This is a genomic window from Bacillus sp. HMF5848 (genome assembly GCF_003944835.1).
In the GTDB taxonomy this organism is placed as follows: domain Bacteria; phylum Bacillota; class Bacilli; order Bacillales; family HMF5848; genus HMF5848.
Genome location: NZ_RWIV01000001.1, coordinates 2162377 through 2180765, shown reverse-complemented (window position 1 = coordinate 2180765; position 18389 = coordinate 2162377). Strand labels below are relative to the sequence as shown.

General features: G+C 33.9%; 24 protein-coding genes. 18 read left to right on the top strand and 6 right to left on the bottom strand.

Features of this window, described 5'->3' with window-relative positions; translation table 11 throughout:
* Nucleotides 1-4 precede the first annotated feature (4 nt).
* Nucleotides 5-412 (bottom strand): Hsp20/alpha crystallin family protein, encoded by a 408-nt coding sequence (locus EJF36_RS10370; protein WP_125906252.1) that lies wholly within the window; start codon nt 410-412, stop codon nt 5-7.
* Nucleotides 413-485: 73 nt separating this feature from the next.
* Entirely contained in the window at nt 486-743 is a 258-nt protein-coding gene (locus EJF36_RS10365; RefSeq protein WP_125906251.1) for a hypothetical protein, read from the bottom strand.
* A 179-nt stretch (nt 744-922) separates the two neighbouring features.
* Here EJF36_RS10365 and mnmH point away from each other — a divergent pair, with 179 nt between their 5' ends.
* From mnmH to EJF36_RS10295, 14 genes are all read left to right on the top strand, one after another.
* Nucleotides 923-1987, top strand: coding sequence for a tRNA 2-selenouridine(34) synthase MnmH (gene mnmH / locus EJF36_RS10360; RefSeq protein ID WP_125906250.1), 1065 nt, complete (start codon nt 923-925; stop codon nt 1985-1987).
* 290 nt (nt 1988-2277) lie between these two features.
* Nucleotides 2278-2481 carry a DUF6501 family protein gene (locus EJF36_RS10355; RefSeq protein ID WP_125906249.1) on the top strand — a complete coding sequence of 68 codons (204 nt, stop codon included), beginning with the start codon at nt 2278-2280 and terminating at the stop codon, nt 2479-2481.
* A gap of 21 nt (nt 2482-2502) precedes the next feature.
* Entirely contained in the window at nt 2503-3567 is a 1065-nt protein-coding gene (locus tag EJF36_RS10350; protein ID WP_125906248.1) for a M42 family metallopeptidase, read from the top strand.
* A 64-nt stretch (nt 3568-3631) separates the two neighbouring features.
* Complete coding sequence (locus tag EJF36_RS10345) at nt 3632-4288, top strand: hypothetical protein (RefSeq protein ID WP_125906247.1); 657 nt, start codon at nt 3632-3634, stop codon at nt 4286-4288.
* Between the two features lie 237 nt (nt 4289-4525).
* On the top strand, nt 4526-4834 hold the full coding sequence (locus EJF36_RS10340; RefSeq protein WP_125908339.1) for a rhodanese-like domain-containing protein: 309 nt from the start codon (nt 4526-4528) through the stop codon (nt 4832-4834).
* A 284-nt stretch (nt 4835-5118) separates the two neighbouring features.
* A complete protein-coding gene (locus EJF36_RS10335; RefSeq protein WP_125906246.1) occupies nt 5119-6063 on the top strand; it encodes a Gfo/Idh/MocA family protein in 945 nt (314 codons plus the stop codon).
* Between the two features lie 77 nt (nt 6064-6140).
* On the top strand, nt 6141-6452 hold the full coding sequence (locus EJF36_RS10330; protein WP_125906245.1) for a hypothetical protein: 312 nt from the start codon (nt 6141-6143) through the stop codon (nt 6450-6452).
* A 59-nt stretch (nt 6453-6511) separates the two neighbouring features.
* A complete protein-coding gene (locus tag EJF36_RS10325; protein WP_125906244.1) occupies nt 6512-6814 on the top strand; it encodes a DUF3892 domain-containing protein in 303 nt (100 codons plus the stop codon).
* A gap of 305 nt (nt 6815-7119) precedes the next feature.
* Entirely contained in the window at nt 7120-7785 is a 666-nt protein-coding gene (locus tag EJF36_RS10320; protein WP_125906243.1) for a Dph6-related ATP pyrophosphatase, read from the top strand.
* A 96-nt stretch (nt 7786-7881) separates the two neighbouring features.
* Nucleotides 7882-8601 carry a lysophospholipid acyltransferase family protein gene (locus tag EJF36_RS10315; protein WP_125906242.1) on the top strand — a complete coding sequence of 240 codons (720 nt, stop codon included), beginning with the start codon at nt 7882-7884 and terminating at the stop codon, nt 8599-8601.
* A 146-nt stretch (nt 8602-8747) separates the two neighbouring features.
* Nucleotides 8748-10595, top strand: coding sequence for an SLC13 family permease (locus EJF36_RS10310; RefSeq protein ID WP_125906241.1), 1848 nt, complete (start codon nt 8748-8750; stop codon nt 10593-10595).
* 154 nt (nt 10596-10749) lie between these two features.
* A complete protein-coding gene (locus tag EJF36_RS10305) occupies nt 10750-11097 on the top strand; it encodes a hypothetical protein (RefSeq protein WP_125906240.1) in 348 nt (115 codons plus the stop codon).
* Nucleotides 11098-11190: 93 nt separating this feature from the next.
* Entirely contained in the window at nt 11191-12030 is an 840-nt protein-coding gene (locus EJF36_RS10300) for a S1 family peptidase (RefSeq protein ID WP_125906239.1), read from the top strand.
* A 125-nt stretch (nt 12031-12155) separates the two neighbouring features.
* Nucleotides 12156-12353 (top strand): hypothetical protein, encoded by a 198-nt coding sequence (locus EJF36_RS10295; protein WP_125906238.1) that lies wholly within the window; start codon nt 12156-12158, stop codon nt 12351-12353.
* Nucleotides 12354-12397: 44 nt separating this feature from the next.
* On the opposite strand, the gene EJF36_RS10290 is transcribed toward EJF36_RS10295, so the two are convergent.
* Both EJF36_RS10290 and EJF36_RS10285 read right to left on the bottom strand, forming a co-directional pair.
* Nucleotides 12398-12628 (bottom strand): hypothetical protein, encoded by a 231-nt coding sequence (locus EJF36_RS10290; protein WP_125906237.1) that lies wholly within the window; start codon nt 12626-12628, stop codon nt 12398-12400.
* Nucleotides 12629-12640: 12 nt separating this feature from the next.
* Complete coding sequence (locus EJF36_RS10285) at nt 12641-13972, bottom strand: amino acid permease (RefSeq protein WP_125908338.1); 1332 nt, start codon at nt 13970-13972, stop codon at nt 12641-12643.
* Nucleotides 13973-14138: 166 nt separating this feature from the next.
* On the opposite strand from EJF36_RS10285, the gene EJF36_RS10280 reads away from it, so the two are divergent.
* Together EJF36_RS10280 and EJF36_RS10275 are read left to right on the top strand one after the other, a co-directional pair.
* Nucleotides 14139-14489, top strand: a complete 351-nt coding sequence (locus EJF36_RS10280) for a rhodanese-like domain-containing protein (RefSeq protein WP_125906236.1) — start codon at nt 14139-14141, stop codon at nt 14487-14489.
* Nucleotides 14490-14517: 28 nt separating this feature from the next.
* Complete coding sequence (locus EJF36_RS10275; protein ID WP_125906235.1) at nt 14518-14817, top strand: 4a-hydroxytetrahydrobiopterin dehydratase; 300 nt, start codon at nt 14518-14520, stop codon at nt 14815-14817.
* A gap of 53 nt (nt 14818-14870) precedes the next feature.
* Here EJF36_RS10275 and cspD read toward each other — a convergent pair whose 3' ends face one another.
* Complete coding sequence (gene cspD, locus EJF36_RS10270; RefSeq protein ID WP_125906234.1) at nt 14871-15071, bottom strand: cold-shock protein CspD; 201 nt, start codon at nt 15069-15071, stop codon at nt 14871-14873.
* A gap of 270 nt (nt 15072-15341) precedes the next feature.
* On the opposite strand from cspD, the gene EJF36_RS10265 reads away from it, so the two are divergent.
* Entirely contained in the window at nt 15342-16526 is a 1185-nt protein-coding gene (locus EJF36_RS10265) for an MFS transporter (protein ID WP_125906233.1), read from the top strand.
* A gap of 19 nt (nt 16527-16545) precedes the next feature.
* Here EJF36_RS10265 and EJF36_RS10260 read toward each other — a convergent pair whose 3' ends face one another.
* The gene (locus EJF36_RS10260) at nt 16546-16992 is read right to left on the bottom strand and encodes a pyridoxamine 5'-phosphate oxidase family protein (protein ID WP_125906232.1); all 447 of its coding nucleotides are present in this window, start codon (nt 16990-16992) and stop codon (nt 16546-16548) included.
* Nucleotides 16993-17159: 167 nt separating this feature from the next.
* Between EJF36_RS10260 and EJF36_RS10255 the strand changes: the two genes are divergently transcribed.
* Nucleotides 17160-18386 carry a threonine synthase gene (locus EJF36_RS10255; RefSeq protein WP_125908337.1) on the top strand — a complete coding sequence of 409 codons (1227 nt, stop codon included), beginning with the start codon at nt 17160-17162 and terminating at the stop codon, nt 18384-18386.
* The last annotated feature ends 3 nt before the right edge of the window (nt 18387-18389 follow it).

The window sequence follows — 18389 nt, the reverse complement described above, 5'->3', positions numbered from 1 at the left end:
TTCCTCATTCGATATTGATTTTCTTGCCAGATTTTTTAGGGATTTGTAAGCGTAGTATTCCATTTCGATACTCCGCCTTTAACTTACTCAGGGCAGCTAATTTTGGAACTTTAATTCGTTCTGAAACTCCATCTAAATTTCTAGGTAGCTTCTCACTTTTTTGATTAGTTATACTTACATTAATTTCTTGTCCGATTATACGTATGTTAATATCTTCCTTGGAATATCCAGGTACTTCCATATTAATATAAATACAAATATTATCTTCATACATAACATAAGGAATACTGGAGACATCTCCGCCGGAAAAGTAGCTATCCATAACGCCTAACAGTGTTTTTTGGGGCTTTTGTGTAAAGAATTGATTCATAAGTGTCATCGGATTTGATCTATACTTTCGATTATAAGTCATACTGTTAACCTCCCATTTCTTCTCTTATCTAATAATATATGGGAGGACACCCATAAGCGTATGGGCCAATATCCTAAACATAAATCGTGCTTGATAATTCTAAAGAACTCCTATGATTAAACGAACCATTAATTTTTACTGGTCTAACCGAAATAGTACCACTAACATCTATACTTCTAAATTTTCTCTGTCTGTCATAGCCAAATAATTTGAAAGATTTTTCATCAAAATACGCAGGTAGAAGGGTTATACAATTATGGGTCGTTTTAACTTCTAAAATTTGTTTATTTCGAATCCATTCAGAAAATAAATTTATGTCGATTAAATTCATTATTAAACGTCTCCTTTTAATAATTCTTTATTTATAAAGTGTATGCAACATTTTCAAATACTTTATCTAAGAAATAATAATTTATTGAAGATTTTATGAACAGAAGAAAACTATTACGATGGTGATTTACAAACGTATTATCTGACTTATAATTGAAGTATGAATGGAGGTATTAATCCTTGAAGGAGACTTTAATTGAAAATGTAACAAATACTCAAATCTTAATAGACGTTCGCTCACCAGATGAATTTAAGGATGCCACTATTCCAAATGCAGTTAACATTCCTTTATTTTCTAATGATGAACGCCAAACAGTTGGTACTATTTATAAAGAACAAGGACCTAATCAAGCAAAATGGAAGGCGATGGAATTAGTTTCTCATAAAATCCCAAACATTCTCGAAAATATTAGAAACTTAGCGAATGACCATGATGCAGAACCAATTATATTTTGTTGGAGAGGTGGTATGAGAAGTAAAGCAGTTACAACATTTGCTTCTTTTTCTGGATTAAATGTTAGCCGATTAATCGGAGGGTATCGAGCGTATCGAAACTACATTCTAAATATTTCTCCGTCATTATTGCCTGAAACAGGTATTATAATCCACGGTAATACCGGAGCTGGAAAAACAGAGTTGCTTCAATTACTAAAAGACAAACAACAGCCTATTATTGATCTTGAAAGCATTGCTAACCACCGCGGATCAGTATTTGGTCAAATTGGTCTTCGTAAACCTCATAATCAAAAGATGTTTGATGGTTTGTTGTTTGATAATCTAAAAGAGATTAGCCATTATAAATATTTTATAATGGAAGCAGAAAGTAAGCGGGTAGGGCATTGCATTCAGCCAGATTATTTATTAAAAGTTAAACAAAGAGGTTTACATATTTTATTAACTTCACCGATAGAAGAGAGAGTCAAACGTATTAAAAATGAATATATAATTCCATATGAAAATGAGTCTTGGTTTGAGAGTACAGTCGTACAAGCTATTTCAATAATTAAAAAAAGATTGGGTCTTGAAATATATAACGATATTTATAATATGTTTGTTCATAAGCAATACGATGACTTTATTGAATTGTTATTAACAAAATATTATGATGCTTGTTATGATTTTAAGTCAACTGAATACATTGATACATTTATACCAGTAGATGGTTCAAACCTAGAGATCGCAGCAAAACAAATTCAAGACATTATTTTGAACCATGTGACCGACTCAACAAGTATTAAGGTGTAATAGTAATTATTTCATTCCTGTTGTATGGAAAAAAACTCATTTTGTCAACCACCGAAAAAAAGTGTCGTGGAAATAAACCTTCGATGCTTTTTTAATTGTTTTATTGTGTATAACAGCTAAAGATTCTAACAAATACGATGCCGCGTTAGGACAGCATTAATTCCTGGTTTTAAAAACCTTGACGCTTGTCCCTTTGATAACAAAAAGCTTTATGATATGTTAAGATTATGCAAAGGAAATATGTTCACGATTTTTCTACAAGCATTATATTATTGGAAAGGGGGATATACATGGCTCAGTATAATTGGATGACACGTCCAACTTTGAAAAAAGTACGTTGCATTCATACCGATGCAGATAAATACATGGTTAATCGAGCACTAACTGCAGGGAAAGAATATGAAGTAAAGAATGAAACGGAAGAATTTATTTTTATCATAGATAACACAGGTCGCGTTGGTGGATATTATAAAGAATATTTCTCAAACGAATAAATATTTTAGGGAGAGGCAAAATTGTATAATCTTTTAACACAACTAACAGCTTTACATGGTCCATCCGGTTATGAACAACCTGTTTCGCATTTTATTAAAGAGTACATTGCAGACATTGTAGATGAAGTATACATTGATCGTATCGGAAATGTAATTGCTAAGAAAAAGGGTAATGGAAAAAAAGGTCCTAAAGTTATTGTTACAGCTCATATGGACGAGGTAGGCTTTATTGTAAAAAAGATAGAATCAAATGGATTCATTCGTTTTGAAAAACTTGGTGGACACGATGATCGAATTTTACTTTCCCAAAAAGTACTAGTTCGAACAGCAGAAGGTACTGTGTCGGGAGTGATTGGTACTATGTCTGCCCACTACGTAAAATTTGACGATTCTTCCAAGGTACGTAAGCACCAACAATTATATATTGATATCGGAGCTTCCTCTAAAGAGGAGGTGTTAAGTTTAGGCGTAAAAATTGGTTCGCCTATTACTTATGCTACGCCATTGTCATACTTAGGTAATGAGAAAACAGGAAAAGTCGTTGGTAAATCACTAGATAATCGTGTAGGATGTGCCGTTATTATAAAGGCATTAGAAAATCTGTGCTCTAGTGATTTTGCAGGGGAGTTAATTTGTTTATTTACTGTACAAGAAGAGGTAGGCTTGAGAGGGGCGTCAGCAGCAGCTGTAGGCTTAGATGCAGATGTTGCAATTGCTCTTGATACGACTGCCGTTAGTGATACAAATGAAGAGACAATGGATAATTCTCTTTTACTAGGGGGAGGTGTTGGGATTAAAGTAATGGATTTCAGCTTAATTGCACATCCATCTGTAAAAGAGTACATAGAAAGAATTGCTGAAGAAAAATCTCTTTCTTATCAATTAGAGGTATTTCCAGGTATCGGTACAGATGGCGGTGCCTTAGCTCTAAGTAACCAAGGTATTCCTACCGGTGTATTGTCCATCCCATCTCGATATGCTCATGCACCATATGAAGTCATTGATTTAAATGATGTAAACGCCACACTTGAATTACTTTTAGGTTTTTTAAAAAGCTTAGATGAACACAGTGTGTTTTCTTTTTAAAGCTTTTATAATGTGTCAAAGTGGGAAAGCTACTTAATAAAGATATCACAAGGAGGTTGTTTACATGAGTTTAGAATGGTATTATCGCGTTGAACCATTAGTAAGAACTAGTCTGCCTGATATATGTGAAAGCTTTGATGATTATGATGTGATTTTTGAATCAATCACATCAACAAAGCATCCTTCTTTTCAGTTCTTTATTGTCTTTGATGATGAAGAAACAGCTTTATTTTGTAGCATACATTTCGATCCAATCAATCAAGAATTTTATTCTTTATATTACGATGAAGAATCAGAGTATGAAGTTAAAGTACTTATGCATGATGTACAAGACATATTAGATTACATACACACTGCTTTTCATGAAGTACTAGATGAGATTGAGGATATGGAAGATATTGAGAACTTTGAAGATGACATCATTGATGATTTAACAGTTGAAGAAAATTTTGAAGATGAACTAACTGATGAAAGCATTGAATGGATTTCTAACGACAAGTATATTCATGTTGAATCACATACTAATGATAAACATACTCAAGACAATATTCATTATAAATTAGGGTTTGTTCGTGATACAGGCGATGGAGTTCTTTACAGAAAAACAATTACTTCCATTGAGGATGAAGAAGTAGAAGAAGAAGTAATTTTCTATTTTAAAGAAGAGGAAGCTAATTATTTAATTGAATTACTTAACGATTATAAAAAAGTTCAATCTTAAATTTTGAATACTAGTTCTTTACCACTTGAAGCTAAAACCACTGATCTGGTTTTAGCTTTTTTTATTATTTCAACTGACTTCCCAAAATACATAGCTTAATTATAACTCTTGACAGACTTGAATATTTTATTTAATATACCCTTATAGGTATTTAATATATTATACACTCAGGAGGAAAAGAACTTGGACCAATTTGTAAACTTTATAATACCAATAATACTAATACTGTTTATTATAATGAAATTTATGCCTGTAAAAGGCGTAACCGACATTTCAACAGCACAACTAAAAACTATTGTCAGCGATAAATCAAAGCAATTCATAGATGTGCGAACACCAGGTGAATATAAATCAAACCACATTAAACAATTTAAAAATGTGCCGCTTAATCAAATTAATTCTAAAATTAATGATTTATCGAAAGAAAGTGAAATTGTAGTAATTTGTCAAAGTGGTATGAGAAGTAAAAATGCATGTAAAATATTAAAAAAACAAGGATTTACAAATATCACCAACGTTAAAGGTGGGATGAACGCTTGGAATTAATTTTCTAGTGAATTAAAAGATAAAGGATATTGTAACAATAAATCGAGCTAAACTTGTTGTAGACATTGAAAGACAGCAAGAGATAAAAATTGGTCCTAATCGTTGGGCGCATCACAATAATCATTACTCTATTGCTTAAGCTGTATAAGTTGAATCCTAGTAAACAAGGATTCAGCTTTTTTATTTTAAAACATAAATTATCGAAGTTAAGAACAATAGACTGAAGATTGCACAATACATAAAATTTTGATATTTTAAAAAAGTACATAGAATGGAGGGCATATATGAAAAAGGCTGCTGTAATTGGTTTAGGGGCTATTGGAGAAAGATTTATTAGTAATATGAAAGAGCTTACTCAAATTAAAATTATTGGTGTATGTGATACAAATAGAAGTAAGGCTGAGATGATTGCCAGTACAATTTTTGAGTGTAAAGCTTATGACAATTATGAGCTTTTACTTTCTCAAGAAACGGTGGATTTTGTTTATGTAGCAGTGCCACCAAAATTCCATTTCGATATAGTAATAGCTGCTATAGAAAAGGGGATCCATATTTTATGTGAAAAACCGTTAGCAAATTCAATTGAAGAAGCGTTGCTTATTCGTGATAAAGCAAACAAAGCAGGAATTGTACATGCTATGAACTTTCCACTAAATTATAGTGCAGGTGCTTACACATTTTTCACCAAAATAAAGAATGGCGAGATTGGAAAGCTTCGTCGCTTAGAATTGTGTATGCAATTTCCACAATGGCCACGTCCATGGCAGCAAAATGAATGGGTTGCAAGTCGTGAACAAGGCGGATTCATACTGGAAGTTGGGGTCCACTTTATTCAACAAACTTTAAAGATATTTGGCAATGCAACATTAATTCATAAAGAATTAGAATTACCTGAGGATCCAAAACGTTCAGAAATCGGAATTTATGCATTACTACATTTAAACGATACACAAGTACCATTTGTTATTTCGGGTCTTAGTGATATAGCTGGTGAAGAGCGTATAGCTTATACAGCATATGGCACAGATGGTACGCTATCCCTTATTAATTGGCGCGACTTACAAGCTGCCAAAATAGGTGAGGCAATGCAAGAAGTTCGAGAACTTGAAGAACCGAAGACAAACTTACTTGATGAATTTATTTCAGCTATTGATGGTAAACAAGCTGATATTTATGATTTTAATGTTGGATATGACGCTCAACAAATGCTTGATCAACTTAGAGGATAAGCTTTCTTTCTTTAATGGATTAGTATATTATGTATATGCATCACGATATAGTAATCAATAAGTAAGGAGTGTTAACGATGTCAGCTATTACAGTTTATCAAGTTAAAGACGACTCACTAAATAAAATCAAACAGCTTTTTAAATCAGATGAGGATTTTACAAAAGAAATACTACATACTCACTTTGCAGTGGTGTTAGAATCAAGTGAAGTGCCCGTTTTTGCAGATGAAGAAATTCTTCTTGACTCAGTGGAGGCAATGGTAAATGCTTCTCAAAATAAGCTCCATAAATTTGGTGCTTTCGATGCTGTATTAATAAGTGATAAGAATAAAAATACTTGTATATTAATGCTTGAAGATGATGAATATGAGTTAGTTGAACTCTCATAAATGTCTGAATAAAACCACCTCCAAACATATATACTAACACTTGTTCGGAGGTGGAAAGTTTGGATCAATCTTTTGAAGAAATGTACAACTTATATAAACAACAAGCAACACCTGAACAGGAACAACAGCAACCGTCATTAAATCAAGAAAAGATCGTTGCTGTCCGGAAAAATGATGAGGGAGATATTATAGCCTTTAAAACTGAGTCAGGTAGAGAGTTAGATTACTTTTCAGCTCTCGAGTCCGCCAAGATGGGGCAGTTAGCACATGTAGATGTTTTCCAAAAATATGGACGTGAAATAATCAGAAGTAAGCCAGATGGAATAAAGGAAAATAATCTCGATGAACTCCCTACATTTTAAAACAGTGAGGAAAAGCTCTCACTGTTTTTTTGAAAAATCGACTGTTTCCTAAATGAATTTAATTCGAATATAATTATTTTAAAATTCGAAAAATTAACTTTGTTTGCCTAGTTCAGTGATAAGAAGATGTTGAATATGCCACGCCCAAAAAAGAAGGTTATTAGGTTGTATAGGTGAGGATTTAGGCGATTCGCACATGAAAAAAACTATGTTAATGAATTATATCCATAAGAAATCTTATCAGACTTGAACTGTATATTACATATCATTTAATTTTTATGTCCTTCAATATATAGGAGGTTTTAATGAAGAAGATTGCCGTTTCCTTTAGTGGTGGTAAGGATTCTACTTTAGCATTATATAGACTAATACAAACAAAGCAATGGGATATTCACTGTCTTATCACAACAATTACAGAAACTTATCAAAGAGTAAGCATACATGGATTTTGTGAAGAGCTCTTGCATAGTCAATCTGACTCCCTCGGTATACCTCTAAAAAAAGTATACATTCCAATAAACTGTACCAATGAGCACTATAAATTCAAAATGAATAAAGCCTTAAAAGAACTCGTTAATGAAGGGGTTACACATGTTATGTTTGGTGATATATTCTTAGAGGACATTAAAATATACAGAGAGGAATTAATCCGTCCTCATGGGCTTCACGCCGTTTTCCCTTTATGGGGTGAAAATACAGTTCAATTGTTAGAAGAATTTATAGCGTTGTCATTTGAAGCTGTGATTACTTGCGTTGACACAGAAGTACTGAGTGAGAAGTATGCTGGTAAGACTATAAATACAGCTTTTGCTAAGTTTCTTCCTAAAGGTGTCGACCCGTGTGGTGAAAACGGGGAGTTCCATTCATTTGTCTTTAATGGTCCTATATTTCGTAAACCTATCAATATTTCGTTAGGTGAGACTAAGCTATCAAGCAATCGCTTTCTTTTTAGAGATATTATTTTAATTTAATGTTTTTGTTCCTATATTTTTATTAACAATTATATTAAAAATATATATTTAGTATGTTATTATTCAATTAGACATACACCTGAGAGGAGTTCAATTATGGTTCGTACGATATTTTGGTTTATATATTTTTGGGGGTTTTTGCTTTATTCTACAATTGGGTTAAAAAAAGCTAAAGCACTTCACTCATCAGAAGGTCATAACATTAATAAGACAGATAGATTGATACATAGTTTACCAAGAGAATGGGCTAGATCACTTATAAAAATAACAGGGTCTAAAGTTACAGTCCATAACGAACAAAATATTCCAGTTGATGGCCCTGTATTATTTGTGGCTAATCACCAAGGGAATTTTGATATTCCTGTGTTGATTGGTCATATTGATAAACCAAAGGGGTTTATTTCTAAAATAGAAGTTAAAAAACTTCCCATAGTACGCGATTGGATGGAAGTTATGCAATGTATTTTTATTGATAGAAATAACAGACGACAATCAGTAAAAGCATTACAAGATGGGGTTGAAAAACTGAAGACAGGACACTCCATGGTAATTTTTCCGGAAGGTACAAGAAGTAAAGGAAACAAGATGGGGGAATTTAAAACAGGCTCCTTTCGCTTAGCTGTCAAAGCAGAAGTACCCATTGTACCAATTACGATTAATGGAACCTATAAAATTATGGAAGCAAACGGTTGGATTATGAAGCCCGCAGAAGTTTCTGTTACAGTGGGAGAATGTATTCCATACACCGAATATCACCACTTAAACTATGAACAACTAGCAACACTTGTGAAAACTAAAATTGAAGAAAAATTATAGTAAGAAACCATCTTCTGATGGTTTTTATTATTCTGTTAAAGCGCTTTCATATTTGCTCAAATGTTCACAAAATTTACAGGCAATTCCTGGTATACAGTACTATAATAGTAGTTGTAACTAAACTCAGTCTAAGAAGGTGAAGGTTTGTGAATCCAGATTTGGTCATCACGTTTGTCATCTTAGCAATTACAACAGTTTTTTTTATTAATGGCAAGTTTCGTACAGATATTGTAGCAATTGGTTCAATGCTAGCCTTGCTATTAGCTGGTGTTGTCACTGCAGAAGAAGCGCTGGCAGGCTTCTCTAATAGTGTAGTAATTATGATTGCGGGACTTTTTGTAGTAGGTGCGGGTATATTTCGAACAGGCTTAGCTAAGTTAATTGGGAAGCAACTATTGAAACTGGCAGGAAGAAGTGAATTAAAACTCCTAATCATTGTAATGTTAGTAACAGCGGGCTTTAGCGGTATTATGAGTAATACAGGAACCGTTGCCGTTTTGTTGCCAGTTGTTATTAGCCTAGCTTTAGACATGAAGGTATCACCATCTAAGTTTTTAATACCATTAGCGTACGCCAGTAGTTTAGGTGGCGTACTTACATTAATTGGGACACCACCGAACCTAGTTATTAGTCAGACTCTTAAAGATTATGGATTTGAAAAATTATCATTCTTTGATTTTACTGGAATCGGCCTTATCGCTTTAATAACCGGATTGATTTACATGGCAACGATAGGTAGAAAACTATTACCTTCTCAAAAAGCTGCCAATATTAATAATGAGGATGTTATCTCGCCTAAGCAGCTTGCTATCTTTTATAAATTACACAATGAGCTTTTTAAGGTAAAAGTAAAAAATGGCTCCGAGCTCATAGAGCATACTCTTAGGGAAATTAAAGTTAGTGAGAAGTACAATGTCACTATTATAGAAATTCAACATAAGCTTAGAGAACCGCTGCTGCTATTCGCGAACGGACCACACGAAGAAGCAACGTCTGAAAGTAAAATTGAAGCAGATGACATACTGTTATTATTAGGAAAAAAATCTGACGTTGAATCCTTTTGTCAAGCCAATAATGCTGAAGTTTTAACATCTTCAGATGAAGCTGATTCGTTACAGTCAAGAGACTTAGGTATGACAGAGATTCTTATTAGTCCACATTCGAAATTTATAAATCATACATTAGAAGAGCTTAAATTTCGAGAAAAGTATAAGCTCAACGTGCTCGCTATAAACCGAAAAGGCTATTATATTAAAAATCATTTGGCAAGAACAAAATTAAGATTTGGTGATGCTTTACTTGTTCATGGTCCATGGGAAGATATTGAATTGTTAAGTAAAGATTCCAATGATGTCATGATGATAGGACAAATTGAAGAAGAAGCTGGAAAAGCATATGCTAAAGGACGTGCTCCCATAGCGGCAGCAAATATGATATTAATGATTATCTTAATGATGTTTAACATAGTACCATCTGTTGTGGCAGTACTTATTGCAGCATTCTTAATGATTGCAACTGGATGCTTACGCAATATGAACGATGCTTATCGGAAAATTAATTGGGAGTCTGTTATTCTTATTGCAGCGATGCTACCCATGTCAACTGCATTGGAAAAAACCGGTGGCGTTAAGCTTATTTCTGATGTTATGGTCTCATCTTTAGGTGAATACGGTACCTATGCTATTATGGCAGGGTTTTATGTAGTTACGATGATCTTGAGCCAATTTATAAGTAATACAGCAACTGCTGTTATTTTTGCACCTGTTGCCATTACAACGGCAGCGAGTCTAGGCGTAAGTCCATACCCGTTGTTAATTTCGATTTCTATTGCCGCAAGTATGGCATTTGCTACACCTGTAGCAACGCCACCTAACGCACTTGTAATGACAGCAGGGGGATACCAGTTCAAGGACTTTGTCAAAGTTGGTATTCCTTTGCAACTCATATTATCTGTTGTAATGATTATTTGCATTCCATTATTTTTCCCTTTTTAACATTATGAATATAGTTATGAAATCTGTAACAATTTAGATGCAGGTAAACTGGTAATATCAGTTATAATTAAATTGTGCTGAAAAAAGCTTACAAGAAAACTAGTACTTACTCTAATCTCAGTACGAATAAAATTCTTTATTGAGGTGAAAAGGGATGGAATGTACAACAGTAATTAATTTAGAAAGAGAAGAAATTGAACAATTATTAAATGTGACGACAAACTTTAACTATGAAGAGTACGATAATGATATTGTAGAGGCTTGTGTAGAAAGCTTTGTCTGTAATGAAACCTTAAACAAAATAGATACAGACGATGTTATGGAGATGTTGCTTTCAACTCTTCAAAAAATGCAAATTGTTCAGCAAGAGATTTGTGATTTCTCGTATGAAATTCCATCATGCGGCAAAGTAAATAAAAACCATGACAAAGTATTATCAGAAAATGATATTCGCTTTGTCATTGAGTACACTACTTCTAAAAGCTTACTTCAAAGGGCATAACATATATTTTAAAGCCATTTTCTACGTGAAAATGGTTTTTTTGTTATAATAGTTTATATAAGACACATATTACATTTTTAGTGAGGATTGGGTATGACAGAAGAACAAAATGAAGTGGACAAGCATATTGAAGATATTAAAAAATTCGAGTCTGATTTATATGATGATGATGAGCAAATAAAAGAAGAATTATTATCACCAAGAACAAAACAATCAAATAAACGTGACTTAACACCTAGAGCGAAGTTAATTTTATCTGTTATATCAATTTTTTTAGTGTTACAAATTATTGGCTCATTAGGCCAAATCTTTAGTCTTCCGGCTATACAATTTCTACGTACTTCATACGAATTATCACAAATACAAGAAGTTCAAGAATATAAGAAAGCGATTGTGACAATTAAATCAGACAATCGCAAGGGAACAGGATTTAATATAACTCCAGAAGGATTAATAATTACCAATGCGCATATCGTTGAAGACAATCCAATAGCTTATATTGACTTTTCAAATGGTCCACTATATCAAGCATCTGTGGAAATAACTGTTCCAAGTAAGGACTTAGCTATACTTTCCATTGATAAAAATCAGGATGTAACAGAATTACCGTATATAACACTGGCACGAGATAAATCATGGGGTATTGGTGACCATGTTTATTTCATAGGCAACCCACTACGTTTTTCTTACATTGCTAATGAAGGTGAAATTCTCGGAGAAGTAGGTAGTAGTAATTTATCCATACCTGTTATGGCTATAGATGCACCTGTATATAAAGGAAATAGTGGAAGTCCTGTAATTGATGAAAATGGAAATGTGATAGCAATTGTGTACGCAACAGGAACAAGAACATTAGATAACAAAACTAAAAAGGTTGGATTAGCAGTCCCTGCGTATGAAATTATTAGTGTAGTAAAGTCGTTTCAAGAATAATCTTAATTTGAATCCAAATGCAGGAGATTTTCAATAAAAAAAGAACTAATATATATGTTGAATAAAGCAACTAATCTGTTGCTTTTTTCTAAATAGTATTGTGTTAACTATAGGGGGAAGCACTTATGTCTAATGATAGGGTTCAGCTCAATGTAAGGGTACCTAAAGAGGTTGTCGAAAAATTAGAAACAATTGTTTCATATTATGAAGAAACGACTCCATTCGGAAGAGTTTATAAAGGTGATGTGTTAGCAGATATTATTGATAAATCATATCAAGTTATGATAAAACAAAAGGAATCACGCAATACTAAGTTACGATAATAACGTTATGTAAACTAGTTATTATATCCTACCTAATAGTAGGATTATTGTAACGTATTCTTCGTTTCCTGAATGTGTCTTAACCATTCCTTTGCATGAGTAAGTTCTGCTGAACTAGAATTTTGTAAACTGGCTTCTTCAATAGCGGCTTGTGCAGCAAAAATACACTGTTGTACATATTGATACGCAGCAGGGGAGTTCTGGGCTTGCGCTTCAATAACGGCATTTTCAGCTTGAAGTACTAATTTCATAAAATCTCTATTTATTTCATTCAAATGTCACACCTCCTATGATTTAGTTGGCTGAAATTTCTCAAATAAAGATCTTTTTATATTGTCATTTTGTTTCCAACGTGGGCGTACAAATAACATCACAACCAGTATAATAACAATAAAACCTATGCTAATAAAAAAACCAGGTCGACTTGATTCGCTAAATAGTGTGCCAATAACTGTGACAAATATAAGCATAATCCCAAACAAGTAACTGAACTTTACTAACCTTCCCACGGACAGGAGACGCCTCGCAGATAATAAAATAAAGATCCAATTATAAATGAGCATAAGACCAGCTGCGGTTGTTATATATTCATACACTTTATCTGGCATGAGCAATGAAAATACGATGGAAGCAGTTAAACTAAATACTGTAATTAGGAAAGCAGGTATTGGGACAGCTAATTTTCCAGCTTTAGCAAATCGTTTAGGTGCATCGCCCTCTTCAGCCAGTGTGATAAGTATTGTTGTTACTGCGTATATAGAAGCAACCATTGTTGAAAAACCAGCAATGATTAATGCACCATTAAATATGTGAGGCACAAAGTTCAATTGAAAAGGTTCTAAAGCAGTCACAAATGGACTTTGATCTGTCTCAAACGATTTAAAATTAATCATAAGAACTGCAAGACCGATAGATAATATATAAATGAACGTTAAAATTAGTAGCATAATCTTCCCTGATTTCGGTGCATCCTTAGGTTTCTCTAGTTTTATAGCTAGTAAGCCCATTACTTCGACGCCTCCAAAAGCATAAAAGCCAAAAATCATTGAGGATAAAAAACCACTTATTCCAGCTGCAAAGAACTGATTAAATGACTCTGTGAGTTTTATTGGTTTTGAACTATCAATAACATTAAATACGCCTAGAAGAGCAATGATAATAAACATGACAATGGCTGATACTTTGATTATGGCAAAGAGATTTTCCAACTTGTTTAGCCAGGCAACGCCGATTAATAATATGACAAGCCCTAGACAAGCATATATGCACGCAAAAATCCACAATGGTACTGAAGGAAACCAGAACTTCGTAAATATAGACAATGCAGTCATTTGACTCCCCATTATTAAAACCTCAGAAAACCAATATACCCAACCACTACAAAAACCGGCCCAGTGGCCAAATGCTTGTTGAGCATAAGAACGAAACGCTCCTTTTTTTGGTTCCCGTGCTACCATTCGAGCTAACCCATCAAATACTAAATAAGTGGCAACTGCGGCAAGGAATAATATAATGATAATTGAAGGTCCAGTTTTCCTTATGGCAATACTTGTCCCTAAGAAAAAACCAGTACCAATTATGCAGCCTACACCAAATAATGACAGCTGCCACCATTTCATTTTCACATCATGTTTCACGTTTCATCACCACATAACAATTAGTCTTAATTATTGTACACTTGGATGTAATAAATATGTAATCACAACATATACAACTTTGACATTATACTTACAAGGGTATATTATATATGTATAAGATTTTAAACTTAAAGAAGGTGTATATAGAATGATTTATATAACTGTAATTATCATGACATTTGTTATTAGACATATATATAAATGCTACTTTCCTGTACAAGGACTTCGTTGCCGCGAAATTACAAATAAAGACAATGCCGTTTATATAGATGTTCGAGATTTTCAAGAAGCAGCAAAGGACCCAATACCAAATGCCATAAACATACCTGTCGGGTATTTAAAGCGTCATTATAAAGATATTCCACTAAAAAACATTCATATTGTTGCTGGCACAGATTTAGAAAAAAATATGGGTGCGCGTATCTTACGTCAAAAAGGATTTCAAGTCGAAAATTATACGTTCGCTAATTGTCATTGCAAGGAAAAAGTCGCTATGTAAGAAGTGAAAGGAGACATATTAAAAATATATGGAACCACTAAGAGACGAAGAGATTGTAAAAGTTATTCACACAATAGAAAACTGGCATATAGTTGAGGATGGAAATTGGATTCAAAGGAAATACCGGTTTAAAGATTATTTAGTAGCTTTACAGTTTGTACATGAGATCGGAACTCACGCTGAAACAATTCAGCACCATCCTTTCATTTCAATTGACTATAAATTAGTAAATGTTAAATTAACATCATGGCGCGCAAAGGGAGTCACAAAATTAGATATTGATTGCGCCAAACATTATAATGAAATTTACAATAAGTTAATAAAATAATAGTTTTACACGACAAAAAAGGTGATACAAAATGTATCACCTTTTATCATTTATTATGCTTTAACAACATTAGCAGCTTGAGGTCCGCGGTTGCCTTCTACGATGTCAAAATTTACAGTTTGGCCTTCTTCAAGAGTTTTGAATCCGTCACCTTCGATAGCTGAGAAATGTACGAATACGTCATCTCCACCTTCAACTGCGATAAAGCCAAATCCTTTTTCTGCGTTAAACCATTTTACAGTACCTGTGTTCATTGTGTTCCTCCTAAAAATATAAAAAATTAAACACTAACACTTCGATTAGCCATTTTTATCATCAAAAAAAGGCGTGATTACAACTTTGGACCAAGTAATCGTCCACAACTGTTGTAGCCACGACCTTCTAAAAATCCAAAATATGTATCATCGATCTTATTAGTGTAACTTTATGCTACATTATAATACCAATAAAGTCAAATAATTTATTCATTAACGAGAAATATATGATACAATTCTCAAATACTGATATTTGTATAAGGAGTAAATATGAATCGTAATAGAATTCTATGGACAATGGCATTTGCCCAATTTTTAGTTATGCAGGTTTGGTTTAATTTCTCTGCAGTCATGCCAATAGTACAAGTCGAATGGCACCTAAATGGTACACAGTCAGGGTTAATAGTTGCTTTTTTCCATGTAGGATATGTTTTGGCTGTATTTTTTTACAGCTTTCTTAGCGATAATTACAATCCTAAATATTCTTTTATTTATGGTGCTTTAATAGCGGGGATATCTGGAGTACTTTTCGGTTTGTTTGCCAACAATTTTATTGCTGCTCTTTTTCTACGAGTGATTTCTGGTATCGGAGTAGCTGGGATTTATGTTCCAGGTATGAAGCTACTTGCAGAATTATTTTCTGTCCGAGAGCGTGGCCGAGCATTTGGTGTGTATGTAGGTTCACTCGTCGCAGGGTCAGGATTTTCATTATTCGTTTCCGGTCTTATTATCAATCAATTCGGCTGGAGAGCTGTTATTGTATTAACATCAATTGCTAGCTTAATCGCTGCTGTTATGATGATGTTGTCTAAACTTCCTGATATAACAATACAACAACAAAAAATTACATTGAAGGATGTAACTCGTGTTATTAAAAAAAAGAATTTATTAGTGAATTTAGGTTATGCAGGACACTGCTGGGAACTGTATGCAATGTGGGCTTGGATAGGACCATTTATGGTTCATTACTTTACTCTTAAGGAGAGTACACATGCTGTTCAAATTGGCAATTTAACAGCATCCTGTATCATTATGATTGGTGCTTTTGCTTCATATAATGGAGGAAGACTTTCAGATACATGGGGACGAACTAAAACAATACAATTTTTCATTATAATAAGTATAGCTTGTTCACTGATAATCGGCTGGTTAACTATTTTACCAATTTGGATGATGGTATTACTGGCCCTTATTTATGGGTATACAATTATTGCTGACTCACCTGTATATAATACATTACTTACTGAAATTACAGACAAAGATGTATTAGGTATATCTCTTGGTGTTCAATCTGTTATGGGCTTTAGCTTCACCATTGTTTCACCGTTTATTTTTGGGATTTTACTAGATATATTTGGTTACGGTGTAGCTTTTTCAATATTAGGTATAATTACTGTCATGACACCTTTGTGTTTAAAAGCACTAAGTAAAACTTTAAAACTAGAAGAAGCATAGGAGAGAATCTCCTATGCTTCTAGTCGCTAAGTAAGTCATAAACTTCCTGGTCTAATTTTTTAGCAAGTTCTTCCCCGTATGTTTTCTCATACTCAGGCTCAACGGTAATTTTACCACCGTAAAAGATGACATTTTCAACTTCCTCAATGTTTACAGTTGCAACACGATATTTCATCGACTTTTCAATAACATCAGAAATCGTTGCTTTTCCTTTAATTGAATAGTAGCCTCCAGCACCTATAACACCAAACGTAACCTCAGGGTTTGCTTGGATATTCGTAACACTTGTTCCCTTATGACCAAGTGCAAATTTAATTGTTTTCCCATCTGAATGAGCCTTTAACCACGAGACTGCACTTAAATGAGGTTCACGTGTTTTTTCATCTAATGTTATAAGCGCTACAATCTTTTCTCCTTGAAGAACATCAATTAATTCCTTCGATAAAGACGATTCAGTATTTGCCAAAGTAAATCCTCCTAATTATGTGTTGATATAATTGAAATAGTAATTTCTCCTATATGTTACTTAGTGTATCGAAAACAACTACTTTTTACTAATATTTTGATTGAATGTTCAAAATTTGAATTTTATTTAATACAATTACACTATACGTATTTTAAGGAGCTGAGATGATGTCGTTTAGTTATATCTCGCAATTAAGATGTCCAAAATGTGGCGCTACATACACAGATATGGTAGAAAATCACCTATGTTGTTGTGGTTCTCCCTTGTTAGTTCAGTATGATTTAGACACCATGAAAAGATGCGTAAAAAGGCAAGACTTAAATAAGAACTATATGTCTCTTTGGAGATATCATTTTTTATTACCAGTTCGAGATAGTTCGAATATAGTTACACTCGGGGAAGGATTAACACCACTTGTTCCAATGGAAAGACTTGCTTCTACATATCACATATCTTCTTTACTAATGAAAGATGAGGGACTGATCCCAACAGGTTCATTTAAAGCGCGAGGCGCAGCTGTAGGTGTTTCTAAAGCAAAAGAGCTTGGCATTCAAGCTCTGACCATGCCTACTAATGGGAATGCTGGCGCTGCATGGGCATTGTACGCTGCTCGAGCAAATATGGCCTCATACATTGTTATGCCTTTGGATGCGCCCGAGATTACACGCAGAGAAGTTTCTGCAGCTGGAGCACACCTGTTTTTAGTAGATGGGCTTATTAGCGATGCTGGTAAAATAGTTGCGAATCTTGTTCAGGATTATAAGCTATACGACGCTTCAACTTTAAAAGAACCATATAGAATTGAAGGTAAAAAGACAATGGGTCTAGAGCTTATTGAGCAGCTTAATTGGAATGTTCCAGACGTTATCTTGTATCCAACCGGTGGTGGGGTCGGTATTATCGGCATTTATAAAGCTATCCAGGAACTAATGACTCTCGGTTGGATCGAAAACTCAAAAATGCCTCGCCTAGTTGCTGTTCAATCTGAAGGGTGTGCACCGATAGTACAAGCTTGGAATAACCAATCGCAAGAATCCGTGTTTTGGCAGCAATCAGAAACAATCGCATTTGGTATAAATGTTCCGAAAGCGATTGGCGACTTTTTAGTTTTACAGGCGTTATATGAGACAGAGGGTTGTGCAATTGCAGTAAGTGAAACAGATATAAAATCAACATTACATGAGATTGCTGAACAAGAGGGTTGCTTTGTTTGCCCGGAAGGTGCAGCTACTTTTGCTGCAGCAAAGAGATTGCGTGAGGAAAACTGGATAAAAAAGGGAGAACAAGTTGTGTGCCTCAATACAGGCATGGGACTCAAATATCCTAATGTCATTGATGTTAATAAATCTATTTTAAAAAAGGATGCTCGAATTAAAATAGTACATACTAGCTAAGTG

What these genes read in the sequence shown, in the direction of transcription:
- EJF36_RS10370 (WP_125906252.1), bottom strand. Translation starts at nt 412, where the DNA reads ATGACTTATAATCGAAAGTATAGATCAAATCCGATGACACTTATGAAT.
- EJF36_RS10365 (WP_125906251.1), bottom strand. Translation starts at nt 743, where the DNA reads ATGAATTTAATCGACATAAATTTATTTTCTGAATGGATTCGAAATAAA.
- EJF36_RS10355 (WP_125906249.1), top strand. Translation starts at nt 2,278, where the DNA reads ATGGCTCAGTATAATTGGATGACACGTCCAACTTTGAAAAAAGTACGT.
- EJF36_RS10345 (WP_125906247.1), top strand. Translation starts at nt 3,632, where the DNA reads ATGAGTTTAGAATGGTATTATCGCGTTGAACCATTAGTAAGAACTAGT.
- EJF36_RS10340 (WP_125908339.1), top strand. Translation starts at nt 4,526, where the DNA reads ATGAAATTTATGCCTGTAAAAGGCGTAACCGACATTTCAACAGCACAA.
- EJF36_RS10335 (WP_125906246.1), top strand. Translation starts at nt 5,119, where the DNA reads ATGAAAAAGGCTGCTGTAATTGGTTTAGGGGCTATTGGAGAAAGATTT.
- EJF36_RS10330 (WP_125906245.1), top strand. Translation starts at nt 6,141, where the DNA reads ATGTCAGCTATTACAGTTTATCAAGTTAAAGACGACTCACTAAATAAA.
- EJF36_RS10320 (WP_125906243.1), top strand. Translation starts at nt 7,120, where the DNA reads ATGAAGAAGATTGCCGTTTCCTTTAGTGGTGGTAAGGATTCTACTTTA.
- EJF36_RS10315 (WP_125906242.1), top strand. Translation starts at nt 7,882, where the DNA reads ATGGTTCGTACGATATTTTGGTTTATATATTTTTGGGGGTTTTTGCTT.
- EJF36_RS10305 (WP_125906240.1), top strand. Translation starts at nt 10,750, where the DNA reads ATGGAATGTACAACAGTAATTAATTTAGAAAGAGAAGAAATTGAACAA.
- EJF36_RS10300 (WP_125906239.1), top strand. Translation starts at nt 11,191, where the DNA reads ATGACAGAAGAACAAAATGAAGTGGACAAGCATATTGAAGATATTAAA.
- EJF36_RS10295 (WP_125906238.1), top strand. Translation starts at nt 12,156, where the DNA reads ATGTCTAATGATAGGGTTCAGCTCAATGTAAGGGTACCTAAAGAGGTT.
- EJF36_RS10285 (WP_125908338.1), bottom strand. Translation starts at nt 13,972, where the DNA reads ATGAAATGGTGGCAGCTGTCATTATTTGGTGTAGGCTGCATAATTGGT.
- EJF36_RS10280 (WP_125906236.1), top strand. Translation starts at nt 14,139, where the DNA reads ATGATTTATATAACTGTAATTATCATGACATTTGTTATTAGACATATA.
- EJF36_RS10275 (WP_125906235.1), top strand. Translation starts at nt 14,518, where the DNA reads ATGGAACCACTAAGAGACGAAGAGATTGTAAAAGTTATTCACACAATA.
- cspD (WP_125906234.1), bottom strand. Translation starts at nt 15,071, where the DNA reads ATGAACACAGGTACTGTAAAATGGTTTAACGCAGAAAAAGGATTTGGC.
- EJF36_RS10265 (WP_125906233.1), top strand. Translation starts at nt 15,342, where the DNA reads ATGAATCGTAATAGAATTCTATGGACAATGGCATTTGCCCAATTTTTA.
- EJF36_RS10255 (WP_125908337.1), top strand. Translation starts at nt 17,160, where the DNA reads ATGTCGTTTAGTTATATCTCGCAATTAAGATGTCCAAAATGTGGCGCT.